The organism is Burkholderia pyrrocinia (assembly GCF_003330765.1).
Classification (GTDB): domain Bacteria; phylum Pseudomonadota; class Gammaproteobacteria; order Burkholderiales; family Burkholderiaceae; genus Burkholderia; species Burkholderia pyrrocinia_B.
Map to the genome: position 1 here is coordinate 1,795,146 of NZ_CP024903.1, position 17,296 is coordinate 1,812,441.

Consider the following 17,296-nt stretch of genomic DNA (forward strand, 5'->3'; position numbering starts at 1 on the left):
CCCTGCTTTTTCCGAGGAAAACCATGCAACTCACAGGTCAACTCCTGATCGGCCAGTCCGCCGTCGCCGGACAGAACGGCACCCTCCACGCGATCGCCGCCGCGACCGGCGAACGGCTCGACCCCGCTTTCGGCGGCGCGAGCCTGCACGACCTGGAAACGGCCTGCGCGCTCGCCGACGACGCGTTCGACACGTATCGCGAAACGGGTCTCGATGCGCGCGCTGCGTTTCTCGACGCGATCGGCCGCCACATCATGGCGCTCGGCGACGACCTGGTCGAGCGCTGCGTCGCCGAAACGGGCCTGCCGCGCGCGCGCGTCGAGGGCGAGCGCGGCCGCACGGTCGGCCAGCTCGCGCTGTTCGCGTCGCTCGTGCGCGACGGCGGTTTCCTCGACGCGCGGATCGATCCGGCGCGCCCCGAGCGCAAGCCGCTGCCGCGCGTCGACCTGCGCCTGCGCAACGTCCCGGTCGGGCCCGTCGCCGTGTTCGGCGCGTCGAACTTCCCGCTCGCGTTCTCGGTCGCCGGCGGCGATACGGCATCGGCACTCGCGGCCGGCTGCCCGGTCATCGTCAAGGCGCATTCCGCGCACCCGGGCACGTCGGCGCTGGTCGGCCGTGCAATCCAGCAGGCCGCGCGCGAATGCGGGATGCCGGCCGGCGTGTTCTCGCTACTGTTCGACGCATCGCGCGAAATCGGCCAGGCGCTCGTCGCCGATCCGCGCATCAAGGCCGTCGGCTTCACCGGCTCGCGCCGCGGCGGCGTCGCGCTGATGCACATCGCGGCCACACGCCCCGAGCCGATTCCCGTCTATGCGGAAATGAGCTCGATCAATCCGGTGCTGCTGTTTCCCGCCGCGCTCGACGCGCGCCACGCTGCGATCGCGCCGCAGTTCGTCGGGTCGCTCACGCTCGGCGCCGGCCAGTTCTGCACGAACCCGGGCCTCGTGCTCGCGGTCGACGGCCCCGCGCTGCGCGCGTTCGAAGCCGCGGCGGCCGATGCCGTGCGCGCGGCGGCCGCGCAGACGATGCTGACGCCGCCCATCCACGCGAGCTATACGCAAGGCGTCGCGGCGCTGCGCGATCACGATGCGGTCGAACTGCTGGCGGAAGGCGCCGAAGGCGGCCGCTACCAGGCCCGCGCGGCGTTGTTCGCGACGTCGGCCGACGCGTTCGTCGCGCACCCCGAGCTGCGCGACGAAGTGTTCGGCCCCGCGTCGCTGATCGTGCGCTGCCCGGATGCCGACACGCTGCATCGCGTGCTGAAGTCGCTCGAAGGCCAGTTGACCATCGCCGCGCATCTCGCCGACGGCGACGCGTCGCTGTTCGCCGCGCTGCGCCCGACGCTCGAGCGCAAGGCCGGCCGCATTCTCGTCAACGGCTTCGGCACGGGCGTCGAGGTCGGCCATGCGATGGTGCACGGCGGCCCGTTCCCGGCAACCTCCGACACGCGCACGACCTCCGTCGGCGCACGCGCGATCGAGCGCTTCCTGCGCCCCGTGTCGTACCAGGACCTGCCGGACGCGCTGTTGCCGGAAGCGATCCGCAGCGGCAATCCGCTGAACGTGCCGCAGCGGATCGACGGTGTGCCCGCGCCGCGGGAGATGAACCATGTCTGAGCAAACCACCGAAGTCGTCCTGTCGCTCGATGAAGTCCACGCGCTCGCGCTGCGCGTGCTGACGCACAACGGGATGTCCGACGCGCATGCGCACGCCATCGCCAACGTGATTACGCAGGGCCAGCGCGACGAATGCCATTCGCACGGCGTGTACCGGCTGCTCGTCTGCGTGCGATCGCTGCGCAAGGGCAAGGTCGATCCGCAAGCCGTGCCGACACTGCGCCGGCTGTCGTCGTCGATTGTCGCGGTCGACGCGCATCGCGGCTTCTCGCTGCTGAGCTTCGAAACCGGGCTGCCCGTGCTCGTCGAGATGGCGAAGCAGCACGGGATCGCCGCGATGGCGATCAACCACTGCTACCACTTCTCCGCGCTGTGGCCCGAAGTCGAGGCGATCGCGGCCGAGGGGCTGGTCGGCATCGCGATGAACCCGAGCCACAGCTGGGTCGCGCCGGAAGGCGGCAAGGAGCCCGTGTTCGGCACCAACCCGATCGCGTTCGCGTGGCCGCGCCCGGGCGGCGAGCCGTTCGTGTTCGATTTCGCGACGAGCGCGATCGCACGCGGCGACATCGAGCTGCACGCGAAGCAAGGCAAGGCGATTCCGCCGCACTGGGCGATCGACGCCGACGGCCAGCCGACCACCGACCCGAAGGCCGCGCTGCAGGGCGCGATGCGCACGTTCGGCGGCCACAAGGGTTCGGCGCTCGCGGCAATGGTCGAACTGCTCGGCGGCGCGCTGATCGGCGACCTGACGAGCCGCGAGTCGATGGACTTCGACGAAGGCGTCGGCGCGACGCCGTGCCACGGTGAACTCGTGATCGCGTTCGATCCGAAGGTGTTCCTCGGCGACGATCTCGACGCCGGGCTCGCGCGCGGTGAGCGGATGTTCGAATCGATCGTCGCGCAGGGCGCGCGGCTGCCGTCGCAACGGCGCTTCGACGCCCGCGCGCGCAGCATCGCGAACGGCGTGCGGATTCCGAAGGCGCTGTACGACGAGATCCTTGCGCTGCTCGATTGAGCCGATGCCGGAGCGTGGGGTCGGCGGGCGTGCCGCGACGCTCGGCCGCCCGACGTTCCGCGCTGCCCGTCTCTGCGCGGGAAGACGCGCATCCGCCCCGCACCGGGTACCTGCGCAACGCATCATCCTCTCGCCGCCCGAAACGGCCGGACCGGATCCGGCGCCCGGCTATCCGGCCCGGATTCGGGCGTGGTGCGTACTCGCGGCAAGCCCTGCGGGCACCACGTCCCCGTGCGGTATGGGATAATCGCCCGGTTTGCCCAGGGCGCAGCTCAAGAGGTTGTTCGCACGGGCGCGAGAGGGGCCTTTATTCCCGTGCCTCCACCCTTTTCCGCGATATTTCTTCAGCAACCACAATGCCCACTTACCGTTCCAAAACCTCCACCGCCGGCCGCAACATGGCAGGCGCGCGCTCGCTGTGGCGCGCCACCGGCATGAAAGACGACGATTTCTCGAAGCCGATCATCGCGGTCGTCAACTCGTTCACCCAGTTCGTGCCCGGGCACGTGCACCTGAAGGATCTCGGCCAGCTCGTCGCGCGCGAGATCGAGGCCGCCGGCGGCGTCGCGAAGGAATTCAACACGATCGCGGTCGACGACGGCATCGCGATGGGCCACGACGGCATGCTCTATTCGCTGCCGAGCCGCGACATCATCGCCGACTCGGTCGAATACATGGTGAACGCGCACTGCGCGGACGCGATGGTGTGCATCTCGAACTGCGACAAGATCACGCCGGGGATGCTGATGGCCGCGATGCGCCTCGACATTCCGGTGATCTTCGTGTCGGGCGGCCCGATGGAAGCCGGCAAGACGCGCCTCGCGAACCCGGTCACCAAGACCCTCGAACTGAAGAAGCTCGACCTCGTCGACGCGATGGTGATCGCGGTCGACCCGTCGTATTCCGACGCCGAAGTCGCCGAAGTCGAACGCTCGGCCTGCCCGACCTGCGGTTCGTGCTCGGGCATGTTCACCGCGAACTCGATGAACTGCCTGACCGAAGCGCTCGGCCTGTCGCTGCCCGGCAACGGCACGGTGGTGGCCACGCACGCCGATCGCGAACAGCTGTTCAAGCGCGCCGGCCGCCGCATCGTCGAACTGACCCGCCAGCACTACGAGCAGGACGATGAACGCGTGCTGCCGCGCTCGGTCGGCTTCAAGGCGTTCGAGAACGCGATGACGCTCGACATCGCAATGGGCGGTTCGACCAACACGATCCTGCACCTGCTGGCGATCGCGCAGGAAGCCGGCATCGACTTCACGATGAAGGACATCGACCGCCTGTCGCGTACCGTGCCGCAGCTGTGCAAGGTCGCGCCGAATACGAACAAGTACCACATCGAAGACGTGCACCGCGCCGGCGGCATCATGGCGATCCTCGGCGAGCTCGAGCGCGCCGGCAAGCTGCACACCGACGTGCCGACCGTGCACGCACCGACGCTGAAGGACGCGCTGGACCAGTGGGACATCGTCCGCACGCAGGACGAAGCGGTTCGCACGTTCTACCTGGCCGGCCCGGCCGGCGTCCCGACGCAGGTCGCATTCAGCCAGGACACGCGCTGGCCGAGCCTCGACCTCGACCGCGCCGAAGGCTGCATCCGCTCGTACGAGCATGCGTTCTCGAAGGAAGGCGGCCTCGCCGTGCTGACCGGCAACATCGCGCTCGACGGCTGCGTGGTGAAGACAGCCGGCGTCGACGAGAGCATCCTCGTGTTCGAGGGCTCGGCGCACGTGACCGAATCGCAGGACGAGGCAGTCGAGAACATCCTGAACGACAAGGTCAAGGCCGGCGACGTGGTGATCGTGCGCTACGAAGGCCCGAAGGGCGGCCCCGGCATGCAGGAAATGCTCTACCCGACCAGCTACATCAAGTCGAAGGGGCTCGGCAAGGCATGCGCGTTGCTGACGGACGGCCGCTTCTCGGGCGGCACGTCGGGCCTGTCGATCGGTCACTGCTCGCCGGAAGCGGCAGCGGGCGGCGCGATCGGCCTCGTGCGCGACGGCGACAAGATCCGCATCGACATCCCGAACCGCACGATCGACGTGCTGGTGTCGGACGAGGAACTGGCGCGCCGCCGCGACGAGCAGAACGCGAAGGGCTGGAAGCCGGCGCAGCCGCGCCCGCGGAAGGTGTCCGCGGCGCTGAAGGCGTACGCGAAGCTGGTCATGTCGGCCGACAAGGGCGCTGTGCGCGACCTGTCGCTGCTCGACGACTGACGGGGTGGCCTACCGACGACGGGCTGCCGGCGACGGGTAGCCAGTCGGGCTGCGGGCCGCACGATCGCCCGCTCGCCTGATCCAGAAACCGCTCTCCGGAGCGGTTTTTTTTTGCCCGGCGCCGGGAGAAACTGCTGCGCTGTCGCCGTCAGCGACGGAATTCGTCGGTGCCGCGTTCCCCGCCACCACCACCACCGCCGCCACCGTGGTTTCCGCCACCGTTTCCGCCGCCTTGCGATCGCGCGCCGTAACCGCCGCCACCTCCACCACCGCCCTGGCGCATCGGCGGCGGCATCGTACGGCCCTCGCCACCCTGCCCGGTCGGCGCATGCAGCACGGCCGGCGGCGGGCCCGCCGGACGGGCATTGCCCGGGGCGCCCTGCATCGGCGCAGGTGCCGGTGCAGGCTGGCGGATCGCACCGTTCCAGCCACCGCGAGCGGCCGACGGCCGCGCATCATGCTGCGCAGGTGGCGGGCCGCCCGGTTCGCGCTGCATCGGCCCGCCCGGCTGTGGACGTCCCTGTCCCGGCGGGACCCCGCCGGGGCCGAGCCTCGGCTCCGCGTGATGGGCCCAGCGATCGCGGTCGTGGAACCACGGACGGTGCCGGTAATAACGATCCCAGTACGCGCCGATCGCGAATCCGGTCACCGGGACACCGATGATCGCGCCATATTCGAGCAACGGCACGTAGCTGCCCTGGTACGGATACTCGAGCAACTGCGCATCGATCCAGCCGCGCACGCCCGGCAGCGCGACGTCGCACCACGAGTAGTCGCTCAGGCAGCCGAATACGTCCAGCGCGGTGTCGGGCGGGATCTGCGCGACCACCGGATAATCAGGTGCCGGCCCGGCGTACAACTCGGCCGGCGAGTTCGTGTAAGCGCTGCTCTGCGCATCGGCGACGCCCGGCGCGGCCGCGAGGCCAAGCAGGGCAACGCACAGACTTCGGACAATCGTGTGACTCATGATGCTCTCCCGCGCGGCGCCGCCGCGCGCCGGTCAGTGCCGATGGCCGCCGCCCCAGTGGCCGCCACCCCAATGCCCGCCGCCCCACGGACGATGCCAATACCCGCCGCGCCCGCCCCAGTATCCGCCGCCCCAACGGCCCCAGAAGCCGATCGTGACAGGTGGCCCGTACCAGCCCGGGTAGTAGGCGGGGTAGTAGTACGGATACGGCGGCGGCACGTAGGCCGGTGCGACATACACCGGCGCCTGCGCGTCGACGTCGGCCGACGTGTCGGGTGCCGGTGAAAGGCCCGGACTGCGCGTGGCCGGTGCAACCGGGATTTCGCGCTGCGTCACCGTGGCGGGCACCGGCGCGTAATAAGGCGCATAGCCGTATGGGCTCGTGTAATAGCAGCCGCCGAGCGTCAGCGCGGCCAGTGCGATGACGGCGGGCCTCGCGGCGGGAATCGGGTTCATCTCGTGCTCCGGCAGAATCCGCGCGTCGCCGCCGGGCGCGCGCCTGACTCTAGCTTACGTCCCCTGCAGATTTCCGCTGGTCTGATCGGTTACTTTTTGTTTCGTGCGCCGGACCGTCGTGCGGGCATGCCGCGTGCTGGCACGTTTGCCGCGCCCGCGTTGAAGTTGGCGCAAATGCCCTCAACTTGAACGATGTCAGGCTGACCGGCGCGGACGGGCGTTCGCGGGCACCCGGCTGCCGGAAACCGGCGGACTTCGGCCCGCCCAGACAGGAGCGCGGCTCACGCCGCCATCGACATGACTACGCCACGCCCTACTCCCCGGGCGGACACGCCGCTCGATCCGATCATCCAGTTGCTGGCGCTCGCCGGCGAACAGGGTTATCTGACACACGCCGACCTCGTCGACGCGCTGCCGCCTGAAAGCGACAGCCCCGACGCGCTCGACGTCGTGCGCGCCGCGCTCGCCGACATCGGCATCGCCGTGCTCGACGAGCCGGCCGCGCCTGCGCCGTTTGCCGGCACGGCGCCTGTCGACGTCGATCGCGATGCGCTCGACGAAGGCCGGGCCGTGCTCGGCGACCTCGCACGCGGCACGAGCGCGTCCACCGATCCGCTCGCGCTCTACATGCGGCGCATGCAGGCGGTGCCGCTGCTCACGCGCGAAGGCGAAATCGTGCTCGCCCGCGAGATCGAGACGGGCCGCCACCAGGTGCTGCACGCGGTCGCCGGCTGTCCGGCGGCGGTCGACGCGCTGCTTGCGCGTCACCCCGCAACGGGTGCGGCCGGCGCAGCCAGACCGTCCGATGACGACGACGCCGACACGCCGGCGCCCGCCAGCTACGACGCGCTGCAGGCAGCCCTCTCGGCCTTGCGCGGCGCATTGCATGCGCATGGCTTCCGTTCGGCCGAATACCGCGACGCCCGCAACCGCATGGCCGCCCTGCTCGGGTCGATCGCATGGGCCGCGCCGGCCGTCGACGACGCGAGCCGCGTCTTGCGCGCGTTCGCGGCAGCGCCGCATGGCACCGCAGCGGGCGAAGCCGCCTGCTTCGACGCGGTCGCACGGCGGGCACTCGCGGCAGCGCTGACCGACGGCCAGCAGAAAGTGCGCGACGCCACGCGCGCGATGCTCGAGGCGAACCTGCGACTCGTGCTGTCGATCGCGCGCAAGTACATGAACCGCGGCGTCGACCTGCCCGATCTCGTGCAGGACGGCTGCCTCGGCCTGATGCGCGGGATCGAGAAATTCGAATACCGGCGCGGGTTCAAGTTCTCGACCTATGCGACCTGGTGGATCCGCCAGGCGATCGCGCGCGCGGTCGCGGATCGCTCACGCACGATCCGCGTGCCGGTGCACGTCGGTGACCAGTACCAGCGCGTGCGGCGGCATGCGCTGCGCTTTCGCCAGCGTACAGGCCGCCAGGCGACGCCGGCCGAACTCGCGGCCGAAACCGGGCTCGACGAGGACAAGCTGCGCGCGGTGCTCGCGCTGCCCGCCGAGCCGGTCTCGCTCGACACGCCGCTGCCCGACGCGGACACCGGCCTCGTGGACCTGATCGAGGACCAGGCGTCGGCCAGCCCGTTCGAGCAACTGGCCGACACGCGCATGCGCGAATGCGTGACGTCGCTGCTCCGGTCGGTCACGCCGGCCGAGGCCGACGTGCTGCGCCGGCGGTTCGGCCTCGGCGGCACCGAGCCCGATACCTACGACGCGATCGCGCACGACGCGGGCATGTCGCGCGAACGCGTGCGGCAGATCGAGAAACGGGCGCTCGCCGCGCTGCGCACGGCCGCCGAGGCCGAGAACGCGCAGTCGTTTCTCGACGCGTGATCGCGTCGCGAAGCGCACGGTCGTGCCTTCTGCCGGCACGACCGTGCGCTTCGCGCCTGTGCTACGTTTGCCATTGACGTGCGTCAAGTTTTCTTGATCGCGTATCACGACAATGGTTAAAAGCCGACCGGCGCATCGCTCGCCGCGTCCATTTCGTTTGTGCTTCCCCGGGTCCCCCGCCATGCAGTCGACCGCCAGCCAAACGTACGAGGAAAACCGGCACATCGCGGCACGCCTGCGCGAGGCCGCGCAGTGGCTTGCCGACCAGGGCGCGAATCCGTACCGGGTCGCGGCCTACCGCGCGTCGGCCGAAACGGTCGATGCACTCGACCGCGACATCCGCAGGCTGTTCGAGGCCGGCGGCGTCGATGCGCTCGGCGCGCTGCCCGAAATCGGCACGGGCGTCGCGCAGGCGATCGCCGAGCTGCTGGTGACGGGACGCTGGCGCCAGCTCGACCGGCTGCGCGGCGATGCCGAACGCACCTCTGCGTTCGAAGCCGTGCCGGGCATCGGCCACGGGCTCGCGCTGCGCATTCACGCTGCGCTGCACATCGACACGCTCGAGGAGCTCGAACGCGCGGCCCGCAACGGCCAGCTCGAAACGATCCCGGGCGTCGGACCGCGGCGCGCGGTCGGCATCCGCACCGCGCTCGACGACGTGCTGAGCCGCCGCCGGCGCTGGCAGGGCCGCATACAACACGCCGGCCCCGGCATGGAACCGCCCGTCGAGCTGCTGCTCTACATCGACCGCCAGTATCGCCACAAGGCCGCCGCCGGCATGCTGCCGACGCTCACGCACCGACGCCTGAACGCGGACGACTACGTGCCGCCGCCCGTGATGCACATGACGAAAGGCGGCTGGCATTTCACGGCACTGTGCCTGCACGCCACCGCGCGCACGCCGGAATCCGGCCACACGATGGACTGGGTTTCGCTTTATTTCTACGACGCCACGCAGTGCGAACACCAGCGCACCGTCTTCACCGAAACGTTCGGCTCGCTCGTCGGCAAGCGCATCGTGCGCGGGCGCGAGAGGGAATGCCGCGTGTATTACGCGGGATGAGTCATGCGTCGGACGATTCGTCGACGTCGAATCCCGCATCGAGCATGTACGCGATTTCGCGACACGCATGGGTGAGCATGCGTGAACGGCGATCGGAATGTTCCAGAGAATGCGCATCGCGCAGGCTGACCGCCTACGCGCCCTCCGCCTTCGTGCGGCGCGCCGGATGACGATGCGCGGCGATACGCAGCAGCTTCTGGAACGACGGGCATTCGAGATGGTTCGGCGCCGGGCACACGGCCGCATGCCGCAGCGCATCGCGCACGGCGCCGAGACGGCGGATCGTGCGGTCGAGTTCGTCGGCCTTGCCGTCGAGCTTCGCGCGATCGATCGCCGGCCGGCCATCCGCGCCGACCATCGCGAGGATGTCGTCGAGCGAAAAACCGGCCTCGCGGCCGAGCGCGATCAGCGCCAGGCGTTCCAGCACCGACTCGTCGTATTGCCGCCGCAGCCCATGCCGGCCGTTCGGGACGATCAGCCCCTTTTCCTCGTAGTAGCGCAGCGTCGACGCGGGCAATCCGGTGCGCCGCGCGACGTCCGCAATGTCCAGACGGCTCATGCTTGACCTCAAGTGAACTTGAAGTTGCAAGATAGTCGCTCGACTCCGTAAAGACAAGCCTGGACCGTCATGAGACCGCTGCAACCGCCCCGTATTCCGCTGCGCCGCGCAGCCGTCACCGTCCGCCGCGGAGGTGCGCGATGAGCGCGCCCGATGTCCTGCTCGACCTGCTGCCGATCGGTGCGGGCGCCACGCTCGTGATGGATCTGTGGACGCTGTTCCGGCGGCGTGCGTTCGGCATTCCGTCGCTCGACTACGCACTGGTCGGCCGCTGGGTCGGCCACATGATGCATGGCCGGTTCCGGCATGCGTCGATCGTCGCCGCGCCGCCGGTGCCGGGCGAGCGTGCGCTCGGCTGGATCGCGCATTACGCGATCGGCATCGCGTTCGCGGCGCTGCCCGTCGCGATCGCGGGCACCGAATGGATCGGCACGCCGACGCCGCTCCCCGCGCTCGTCGCCGGCCTCGCCAGCGTGGTCGCACCGTTCTTCGTGATGCAGCCCGCGTTCGGTTTCGGCATCGCGGCGTCGCGCACGCCGCACCCGGGCGTCGCGCGCCGGCGCAGCGTCGTCACGCATCTGTCGTACGGGGTGGGTCTCTATCTGACGGCGTTCACGCTCGCGGCGCTGGCCCATTGAGCACGCGGCTTCGCGGAAGTCGTGCCGGGCGGCGCCGGCTCAGCCGGGCGCCGCCGAAGCCTGCGACACGCCGCGCTTGTGCCATGTCTTCCGGCGCTCTCGTTGTTTTCGATCCCTCCATCCGGCGCGCCCGGATGTCCACGCGCGTCACTCCCCGCCGCAGTCGATCAGGTTGTGGCGCACGCGGCCGAGCAGCCGCACCAGCGTATCGCGCTCGTCAGGCGTGAAGCCGCGCAGCCCGTCGTCGGCGACGGTATCGCCGACTTCGAGCATCTGCGGAAAGATCTCGCGCGCCTTGTCGGTCAGCCGGATCACGAACGCGCGGCGGTCGTCGTCGTTCGCGATGCGTTCGATCCAGCCATAACTTTCCATCCGGTCGAGCAGCCGCGTGAGCGAGATCGGCGTGATCTCGAGCCATTCGGCGAGCCGCGCCTGATTCATTTCGCCCTTCCACGTCAGGTACGCGAGCACGCGGCTTTGCGCACGCGTCAGCCCGATGCGCTTCGCGCGCCGGTCGAACAGGCGTCCGTTCAGGCGGGCTACGTCGGCAATCAGGTAGCCGATCCGGTTCTCGTAGGTCTTGTCCATCCGGCGATTATAGGGTCAAGCCGTCAACGACCCATGGCCCGCAGCCCTGCAATAAGCGGATATATAATAAGTGTGCTTATAATTCGAGTCATACCGGATTGCCGCCCACGGCGACCGCCCCACGGAGACACCCGCTTGAACCCCGCCGCCGACGCCCCCGCCTCGCCCGCCCTGAACCGGCCGATGCTGACCCTGTCGATCATGCTCGCCACGCTGATCCAGACCCTCGACAGCACGATCGCGAACGTCGCGCTGCCGCACATGCAGGGCACCCTGTCCGCGTCGCAGGACGAGATCACCTGGGTACTGACCTCCTACATCGTCGCCGCGGCGATCGCGACGCCGCTCACGGGCTGGCTGTCCGACCGGCTCGGCATCAAGCGGCTGCTGATCGTGTCGATCGCGGGCTTCACGGTCGCGTCGGCGCTATGCGGGCTGTCCGAATCGCTCGTGCAGATCGTCGGCGCGCGCCTGCTGCAGGGCGTGTTCGGCGCCGCGCTGGTACCGTTGTCGCAGTCGATCCTGCTCGACATCAACCCGCGCGAGAAACAAGGCCAGGCGATGGCGATCTGGGGGATGGGCGTGATGGTCGGCCCGATCCTCGGCCCGACACTCGGCGGCTGGCTCACCGACAGCTACAACTGGCGCTGGGTGTTTTTCATCAACGTGCCGATCGGCGCATTCGCGCTTGCCGGCGTGATGACCTTCCTGCCCGCGCGCGCACCGCGCCTGCACGTGAAATTCGACGCGTTCGGCTTCGCGACGCTGGCGCTCGCGATCGGCGCGTTCCAGGCGATGCTCGACCGCGGCGAACAGCTCGACTGGTTCGGCTCGTACGAGATCCGCATCGAGGCGCTCGTCGCGGCGCTCAGCTTCGCGTTCTTCCTCGTGCATACGGTGACCGCCGGCAAGGCGTCGTTCTTCAAGTCGGAACTGCTGCGCGACCCGAACTTCGCAACGGGCACGCTGTTCATCTTCGTCGTCGGCGCGGTGCTGTACGCGACGCGCGCGCTGCTGCCGCCGATGCTGCAGAACCTGATGGGCTACCCGGTCGCGACGACGGGCCTCGTCACCGCGCCGAGCGGCGCGGGCACGATGATCGCGATGCTGTTCGTCGGGAGGCTGCTGAAATACGTGGATGCGCGGATGCTGCTGCTCGCGGGACTCGCGATTTCCGCGCTCGCGCTATGGCAGATGATGCAGTACACGGTCGTGCTGTCCGAATCGGACATCGTGTGGCCGGGCGTGGTCCAGGGCTTCGGGCTGGGGCTCGTGTTCGTGCCGCTCAGCGCGCTGTCGTTCTCGACGCTGCCGCCCGACCTGCGCGCGGACGGCACGGCCACCTACAGCCTGATGCGCAACATCGGCAGCAGTATCGGCATCTCGATCGTGCAGACGCTGATGACGCGCAACACGCAGGTCGCGCATGCCGATCTCGCGACCCACATCACGCCGTTCAACCCGGCCGTGCAGGCGATCGCCGGCAGCCACCTCGAAATCGCGCTGCTCGACCGCACGATCAACCAGCAGGCGACGATGATCGCGTACCTGAACGACTTCAAGCTGATGTTCGTCGCGACGCTGCTGATGATCCCGTTGTTGCTGCTGATCCGCCCGCCGCAGAAAACGGCGAGCGTCGATGTCGCGCACGCGGCGATGGATTGACGGGCACGCGCTTCAGGCCGCGTCAGGCCTTCATCGTCCCGGTCCGCACGTAGCGCTCGTGCCACGACAGCGCCTCGGCGAGCAGGTGCGGCGTGTGCTTGCCGAAGCTTTCGCGCGACGCACGCTCGAAGTAATCCTCGAGCATCGGCCGGTAGTCAGGGTGCGCGCAGGTCGCGATGACCTTGCGCGCGCGCTGCTTCGGCGACAGGCCGCGCAGGTCCGCGAGGCCCTGCTCGGTGACGACCACCGCGACGTCGTGCTCGGTATGGTCGACGTGGCTCGCCATCGGCACGATCCGCGAGATCGCGCCGCCCTTCGCGGTACTCGCCGACATGAAGCACGACAGGTAGCCGTTGCGCGCGAAGTCGCCCGAACCGCCGATGCCGTTCTGGATCTTCGTGCCCATCACGTGCGTCGAATTCACGTTGCCGTAGATGTCGGCCTCGATCATCCCGTTCATCGCGATGCAGCCGAGGCGGCGCACGAGTTCCGGATGGTTGCTGATCTCCTGCGGGCGCAGCACGATCTTCTCGCGGAACGTTGCGATCTCGTCGGCGAAACGCTGCACGGCGGCCGGGCTCAGCGACAGCGCGGTGGCCGACGCGAAACCCAGCGTGCCGTCGTCGAGCAGGTCGAGCATGCCGTCCTGGATCACTTCGGTGTAGGCGGTCAGGTTCGAGAAGCCGGCCGAACTCAGTTCCGCGAGCACCGCATTCGTGATGTTGCCGACGCCCGACTGCAGTGGCAGCAGGTTTTCCGGCAGGCGGCCGCGCTTCACTTCGTGGCGCAGGAAGTCGATCAGTTGCTGCGCGATCTGCTTCGACGTCTCGTCCGGCGCGGAGAACGCATTGCTGCGATCCGGCGCGTCGGTCTCGACGATCGCGACGATCTTGTCGGCCGGGCAGCGCAGGTACGGCTCGCCGATCCGGTCGTCGCTCTTCGTCAGCGGAATCGGCTGGCGGTGCGGCGGCAGCGCAGTGCCGTAATAGATGTCGTGCATCCCGTCGAGGCCGAGCGGCTGGCGCGAGTTGACCTCGAGGATCACGTGCTTCGCGCGTTCGAGCCAGGTCTTGTTGTTGCCGATCGATGCGGACGGAATCAGCAGCCCGTCCTCGCGGATGCCCGCGACTTCGACGATCGCGACGTCGAGATCGCCGTACAGCCCGAACCACGCGTATTGCGCGACGTGGCTCAGGTGGACGTCCTGGTAATCGACTTCGCCGCCGTTGATCTTGTCGCGCAGCGTCGGGTCGGACTGGTACGGCAGCCGCATCGAGATGCCGTTGGTGCGGGCGAGCGCGCCGTCGAGTTCCGGCGCGGTCGACGCGCCCGTCAGCACGTTGATCCGGAAGTCCTCGCCGCGCGCGTGCGCCGCGTCGATGTGGGTGGCAAGCGCGGCCGGCACGGCCTTCGGATAGCCCGAACCCGTGAAGCCGCTCATCGCGACGGTCATGCCGGGACGAATCAGCGCGGCGGCTTCGTCGGCGGTGCGGACGAGCGAACGCAGGGCGGGAGCGAGGATGCGTGATGAAGACATGGCTGGTTTCTGACGCGTTGGTCTGTCGTTGACGTCGCGGGGGGTGTCTCCGGAGCGACATGAAGCCCTTGGGGCCGCGAGGGGCGGCCCGGCACCACAGGCACGGTCGGAGTATCGCAGAGGCGATCGTCGCGAAATGTCCGCTGAATGCAAAAGATCCTTACCGAATTTGCCGGGTATCGAACGACCGTTCTGTGACAAGTGATGCGCGCGCACCGAAGGTACACGAAAGGTGCACGAAAGCAGCGGGTCGGATAGCCGGCCTACGATCACCAACCATCGCGCATCAATCGGCCGGTTTCCGTTGAAATTCCCAGCCAGAAAATCGGTAATTGCCGGCACCCGTCCGGCGCGGCCAATTGTCGCCCGATGCGGCTTTTCCGGGCCTGACGCAGATCAAGCTCGCACGCGCCGCACGCCGCCCGCCGACGTGCGCGAAAATCGCCGCCGCGCCGGCCTCCAGGGCCCGTCCGCCCTTGACAGCCGCGCGATGCGAACCACACTGGAATACGGGTCCGGCCGCCCCGTTTGCCAGCCGTTTCGCGCATCCGGTTCACGGCCGTTCGATGTCAGCAAGACCGCGTAACACGCCTGCATGTCAGAACATGGGTCGAATAAAAGCAACAAATTACAATTCCGTATATATTTCGCCGATGGACCAAAGAAAAACCGCCACACGCTCCGAGCCCCCCCTGCCACGCACCTGGGATGCGCGGCTGGCGCGCTCGCTTGTCCGACCGCTCGTCGACACGCCTGTCACCCCGAATCACCTCACGACCCTTCGCCTGCTGATCGGCCTCGCCGGCGCCTGGTGCCTTGCGCACGGCGGCTTCGGCTGGAGCAATGCAGGCGCGTTCCTGATCGTACTGTCGAACTTCGTCGACCACACCGACGGCGAGCTCGCGCGCATCAGCGGCAAGTCCAGCAAGATCGGTCATTTTTACGATCTCGCAGCCGATGCGCTCGTCACGATCGCGCTGTTCGTCAGCATGGGCCTCGGCATCGTCGCCCAGGGCGGCCAGATGGCCGCGTCGCCGGTGCTGCTCGGCGCGGTGGCCGGCACGGCCGTCGCGCTGATCTTCTTCCTGCGCATGCGGATCGAATCGCTCGCCGGCAAGGCCGGCACCAAGCAGGCATTCGCCGGCGGCTTCGAAACGGAAGACGTGCTCTACCTGCTGCCGCTCGTGACGCTCACCAACGGCGTCGAGCCGTTCCTGCTCGCGGCGTCGATCGGTGCCCCGCTGTTCGCCGCCTGGGTCGTGATCGACTGGTGGCGCATCGTTCGGCGCGGCAACCTCCCTCAGAACTCAACCGAAATCCAGGCTTCCAAATGACTCCGAGCACGCGCGACGACTCCGTGCTGAGCCCGGCACGCCCCGCGCCTGCGCGCGCGGCCGCGTCCGGCCCCGATCGCACGGTGGCCGACCGCGTCGGCCATCTCGACCTCGACCGCCTGCGCGGCGACTACACGCGCCAGGGGTCGTTCCTGTATCTCGACACCTTCCTGCCGGCCGACGCGCACGCGAAGCTCGCGGACGCCGCCCGCGCGATGCAGGCCGGCCTGAACCGCAATTACCTGCCCGGCCACAAGCAGGGCGGCAGCGTCAGCCGGCATGCGATCGACGAGCAGGCGCCGTACATCGCCGAACTGTACCGGTCGAAGGCGCTGATCGGCTTCCTCGAGAAGGTCACGGGCGACAAGCTGATGCTGTCGCCGGACAACGATCCGCACGCGTACGCGCTGTATTACTACACGAAGCCCGGCGACCACATCGGCTGGCACTACGACACGTCGTACTACGACGGCCGCCGCTACACACTGCTGATCGGCGTGATCGACGAATCGTCGTGCCGGCTCGACTACGAGCTGCACACGCGCAATCCGGACGTGGCCGACGAACCCGGCTCCGTGCAGATCGCCGACGGCGGCATCGTGCTGTTCGACGGCGACAAGCTGCGCCACCGCATCACGCCGCTCGGCCAGAACGAGACGCGCGTATCGCTGACTTTCGAATACGTGACGAACCCCGGCATGCGGCCGTGGAAGCGCTTCATCTCGAACATGAAGGACGCGATCGCGTATTTCGGTTTCCGCCAGGTGTTCAAGCAACTGGCCACGCGACGCACGACCGGGTCATGACACGCGCCGGCCTGATCCTGCTGTCCCTCGGGACGGCACTCTTCATCGCACTCCTTGCATGGCAGGGCGTCGGCGCGGTCGCGTCCACGTTCCTCGCGGCCGGCTGGGGGCTCGCGCTGGTCGCGGCGTTCCACGTCGTGCCGCTCGCGATCGACGCGATCGCGATCTCCGTGATGTTCCGCCGCGGCCAGCCGGGCGCCGAGCTCGGCAACGCGCTGCGCGCGCGCTGGGTCGGCGAATCGGTGAACAGCCTGCTGCCCGCCGGGCAGATCGGCGGCCCCGTGCTGATGGTGCGCCACCTCGCTCAGCGCGGCACGCGGATGGCCGATGCGGCGGCGGCCGTGACCGTCAGCACGACGATGCAGGCGCTCGCGCAGATGGCGTTCGCGCTGATCGGCATCGCCGCATTCAGCCTTTATGCAACGCACGAGTCGGTCGCGCACCTGCGCACGCCCGCGCTGATCGCCACCGGCGTGCTCGGCGCCCTCGCCGTGCTGTTCTATGCGGCGCAGCGGCGCGGGCTGTTCGGCCGCGGCCTGCGCCTCGCGTCGAAGCTGCTCGGCCCGCGCGACTGGTCGTCGCTCGCGACCCGAGCCGACGCGATCGACGACGCGGTCGGCGCGCTGTACCGCGATCGTGCGAAGGTCGCGAAAACCTTCGCGCTGAGCCTCGTCGGCTGGATCGTCGGCACCGCGGAAGTGTGGCTCGCGCTGCACTTCCTCGGGCACCCGGTGAGCTGGCTCGACGCGCTGCTGCTCGAAAGCGTCGGCCAGGCGATCCGCGGTGCGGCCTTCGCGATCCCTGGTTCGCTCGGTGCGCAGGAAGGCGGCTACCTGCTGCTCGCGCCGCTGGTCGGCCTGCCGCCCGACGCGGCGCTCGCGCTGTCGCTCGCGAAGCGCGCGCGCGAACTCGCGCTCGGCCTGCCCGGCCTGCTCTATCTGCATTTCAGTGAAAGAAACTGGCAGCGGCGCCGTGCGCCGCAGCCGCTCGCCGACTGATCGTT

15 protein-coding genes are annotated in these 17,296 nt (G+C 69.0%); 10 read left to right on the forward strand and 5 right to left on the reverse strand.

The window, feature by feature from the left end:
• Window positions 1-23 precede the first annotated feature (23 nt).
• From CUJ89_RS25625 to ilvD, 3 genes are all read left to right on the forward strand, one after another.
• Window positions 24-1,616 (forward strand): aldehyde dehydrogenase (NADP(+)), encoded by a 1,593-nt coding sequence (locus tag CUJ89_RS25625; RefSeq protein ID WP_114180166.1) that lies wholly within the window; start codon window positions 24-26, stop codon window positions 1,614-1,616.
• On the forward strand, window positions 1,609-2,631 hold the full coding sequence (locus CUJ89_RS25630; protein WP_114180167.1) for an Ldh family oxidoreductase: 1,023 nt from the start codon (window positions 1,609-1,611) through the stop codon (window positions 2,629-2,631). Before CUJ89_RS25625 ends, CUJ89_RS25630 begins: the two co-directional genes overlap by 8 nt.
• Window positions 2,632-2,987: 356 nt before the next feature.
• The gene (gene ilvD, locus CUJ89_RS25635) at window positions 2,988-4,847 is read left to right on the forward strand and encodes a dihydroxy-acid dehydratase (protein ID WP_114180168.1); all 1,860 of its coding nucleotides are present in this window, start codon (window positions 2,988-2,990) and stop codon (window positions 4,845-4,847) included.
• Window positions 4,848-4,995: 148 nt separating this feature from the next.
• Here ilvD and CUJ89_RS25640 read toward each other — a convergent pair whose 3' ends face one another.
• Both CUJ89_RS25640 and CUJ89_RS25645 read right to left on the reverse strand, forming a co-directional pair.
• Window positions 4,996-5,814 (reverse strand): SH3 domain-containing protein, encoded by an 819-nt coding sequence (locus tag CUJ89_RS25640; protein ID WP_114180169.1) that lies wholly within the window; start codon window positions 5,812-5,814, stop codon window positions 4,996-4,998.
• 33 nt (window positions 5,815-5,847) lie between these two features.
• Window positions 5,848-6,270, reverse strand: coding sequence for a hypothetical protein (locus CUJ89_RS25645; RefSeq protein ID WP_114180170.1), 423 nt, complete (start codon window positions 6,268-6,270; stop codon window positions 5,848-5,850).
• A 297-nt stretch (window positions 6,271-6,567) separates the two neighbouring features.
• Here CUJ89_RS25645 and CUJ89_RS25650 point away from each other — a divergent pair, with 297 nt between their 5' ends.
• Complete coding sequence (locus tag CUJ89_RS25650) at window positions 6,568-8,103, forward strand: sigma-70 family RNA polymerase sigma factor (protein ID WP_114180171.1); 1,536 nt, start codon at window positions 6,568-6,570, stop codon at window positions 8,101-8,103.
• A 181-nt stretch (window positions 8,104-8,284) separates the two neighbouring features.
• A complete protein-coding gene (locus CUJ89_RS25655; protein ID WP_114180172.1) occupies window positions 8,285-9,166 on the forward strand; it encodes a helix-hairpin-helix domain-containing protein in 882 nt (293 codons plus the stop codon).
• A gap of 133 nt (window positions 9,167-9,299) precedes the next feature.
• Here the strand turns inward: CUJ89_RS25655 and CUJ89_RS25660 are convergent, their stop codons facing one another.
• The gene (locus CUJ89_RS25660) at window positions 9,300-9,725 is read right to left on the reverse strand and encodes a helix-turn-helix domain-containing protein (protein ID WP_114180173.1); all 426 of its coding nucleotides are present in this window, start codon (window positions 9,723-9,725) and stop codon (window positions 9,300-9,302) included.
• A 140-nt stretch (window positions 9,726-9,865) separates the two neighbouring features.
• Here CUJ89_RS25660 and CUJ89_RS25665 point away from each other — a divergent pair, with 140 nt between their 5' ends.
• On the forward strand, window positions 9,866-10,363 hold the full coding sequence (locus CUJ89_RS25665; protein ID WP_114180174.1) for a DUF2938 domain-containing protein: 498 nt from the start codon (window positions 9,866-9,868) through the stop codon (window positions 10,361-10,363).
• Window positions 10,364-10,510: 147 nt separating this feature from the next.
• Here the strand turns inward: CUJ89_RS25665 and CUJ89_RS25670 are convergent, their stop codons facing one another.
• Window positions 10,511-10,951, reverse strand: coding sequence for a MarR family winged helix-turn-helix transcriptional regulator (locus CUJ89_RS25670; RefSeq protein WP_114180175.1), 441 nt, complete (start codon window positions 10,949-10,951; stop codon window positions 10,511-10,513).
• A 135-nt stretch (window positions 10,952-11,086) separates the two neighbouring features.
• On the opposite strand from CUJ89_RS25670, the gene CUJ89_RS25675 reads away from it, so the two are divergent.
• The gene (locus CUJ89_RS25675) at window positions 11,087-12,616 is read left to right on the forward strand and encodes a DHA2 family efflux MFS transporter permease subunit (RefSeq protein ID WP_114180176.1); all 1,530 of its coding nucleotides are present in this window, start codon (window positions 11,087-11,089) and stop codon (window positions 12,614-12,616) included.
• 22 nt (window positions 12,617-12,638) lie between these two features.
• Here CUJ89_RS25675 and CUJ89_RS25680 read toward each other — a convergent pair whose 3' ends face one another.
• Window positions 12,639-14,153 carry an acetyl-CoA hydrolase/transferase family protein gene (locus CUJ89_RS25680; RefSeq protein ID WP_114180177.1) on the reverse strand — a complete coding sequence of 505 codons (1,515 nt, stop codon included), beginning with the start codon at window positions 14,151-14,153 and terminating at the stop codon, window positions 12,639-12,641.
• A gap of 653 nt (window positions 14,154-14,806) precedes the next feature.
• Here CUJ89_RS25680 and CUJ89_RS25690 point away from each other — a divergent pair.
• Genes CUJ89_RS25690 through CUJ89_RS25700 form a run of 3 tightly spaced genes read left to right on the forward strand, consistent with a single transcriptional unit; the run spans window position 14,807 to window position 17,291 of the window.
• Window positions 14,807-15,487, forward strand: a complete 681-nt coding sequence (locus CUJ89_RS25690) for a CDP-alcohol phosphatidyltransferase family protein (protein WP_114180178.1) — start codon at window positions 14,807-14,809, stop codon at window positions 15,485-15,487.
• Complete coding sequence (locus CUJ89_RS25695) at window positions 15,484-16,293, forward strand: 2OG-Fe(II) oxygenase (protein ID WP_114180179.1); 810 nt, start codon at window positions 15,484-15,486, stop codon at window positions 16,291-16,293. Before CUJ89_RS25690 ends, CUJ89_RS25695 begins: the two co-directional genes overlap by 4 nt.
• A complete protein-coding gene (locus tag CUJ89_RS25700) occupies window positions 16,290-17,291 on the forward strand; it encodes an HpnL family protein (protein WP_114180180.1) in 1,002 nt (333 codons plus the stop codon). Before CUJ89_RS25695 ends, CUJ89_RS25700 begins: the two co-directional genes overlap by 4 nt.
• The last annotated feature ends 5 nt before the right edge of the window (window positions 17,292-17,296 follow it).

Excerpts from the sequence above, each read along its gene's own strand:
- CUJ89_RS25625 (WP_114180166.1), top strand. The coding sequence starts at position 24 with ATGCAACTCACAGGTCAACTCCTGATCGGCCAGTCCGCCGTCGCCGGA.
- CUJ89_RS25630 (WP_114180167.1), top strand. The coding sequence starts at position 1,609 with ATGTCTGAGCAAACCACCGAAGTCGTCCTGTCGCTCGATGAAGTCCAC.
- ilvD (WP_114180168.1), top strand. The coding sequence starts at position 2,988 with ATGCCCACTTACCGTTCCAAAACCTCCACCGCCGGCCGCAACATGGCA.
- CUJ89_RS25640 (WP_114180169.1), bottom strand. The coding sequence starts at position 5,814 with ATGAGTCACACGATTGTCCGAAGTCTGTGCGTTGCCCTGCTTGGCCTC.
- CUJ89_RS25645 (WP_114180170.1), bottom strand. The coding sequence starts at position 6,270 with ATGAACCCGATTCCCGCCGCGAGGCCCGCCGTCATCGCACTGGCCGCG.
- CUJ89_RS25650 (WP_114180171.1), top strand. The coding sequence starts at position 6,568 with ATGACTACGCCACGCCCTACTCCCCGGGCGGACACGCCGCTCGATCCG.
- CUJ89_RS25655 (WP_114180172.1), top strand. The coding sequence starts at position 8,285 with ATGCAGTCGACCGCCAGCCAAACGTACGAGGAAAACCGGCACATCGCG.
- CUJ89_RS25660 (WP_114180173.1), bottom strand. The coding sequence starts at position 9,725 with ATGAGCCGTCTGGACATTGCGGACGTCGCGCGGCGCACCGGATTGCCC.
- CUJ89_RS25665 (WP_114180174.1), top strand. The coding sequence starts at position 9,866 with ATGAGCGCGCCCGATGTCCTGCTCGACCTGCTGCCGATCGGTGCGGGC.
- CUJ89_RS25670 (WP_114180175.1), bottom strand. The coding sequence starts at position 10,951 with ATGGACAAGACCTACGAGAACCGGATCGGCTACCTGATTGCCGACGTA.
- CUJ89_RS25680 (WP_114180177.1), bottom strand. The coding sequence starts at position 14,153 with ATGTCTTCATCACGCATCCTCGCTCCCGCCCTGCGTTCGCTCGTCCGC.
- CUJ89_RS25690 (WP_114180178.1), top strand. The coding sequence starts at position 14,807 with ATGGACCAAAGAAAAACCGCCACACGCTCCGAGCCCCCCCTGCCACGC.
- CUJ89_RS25695 (WP_114180179.1), top strand. The coding sequence starts at position 15,484 with ATGACTCCGAGCACGCGCGACGACTCCGTGCTGAGCCCGGCACGCCCC.
- CUJ89_RS25700 (WP_114180180.1), top strand. The coding sequence starts at position 16,290 with ATGACACGCGCCGGCCTGATCCTGCTGTCCCTCGGGACGGCACTCTTC.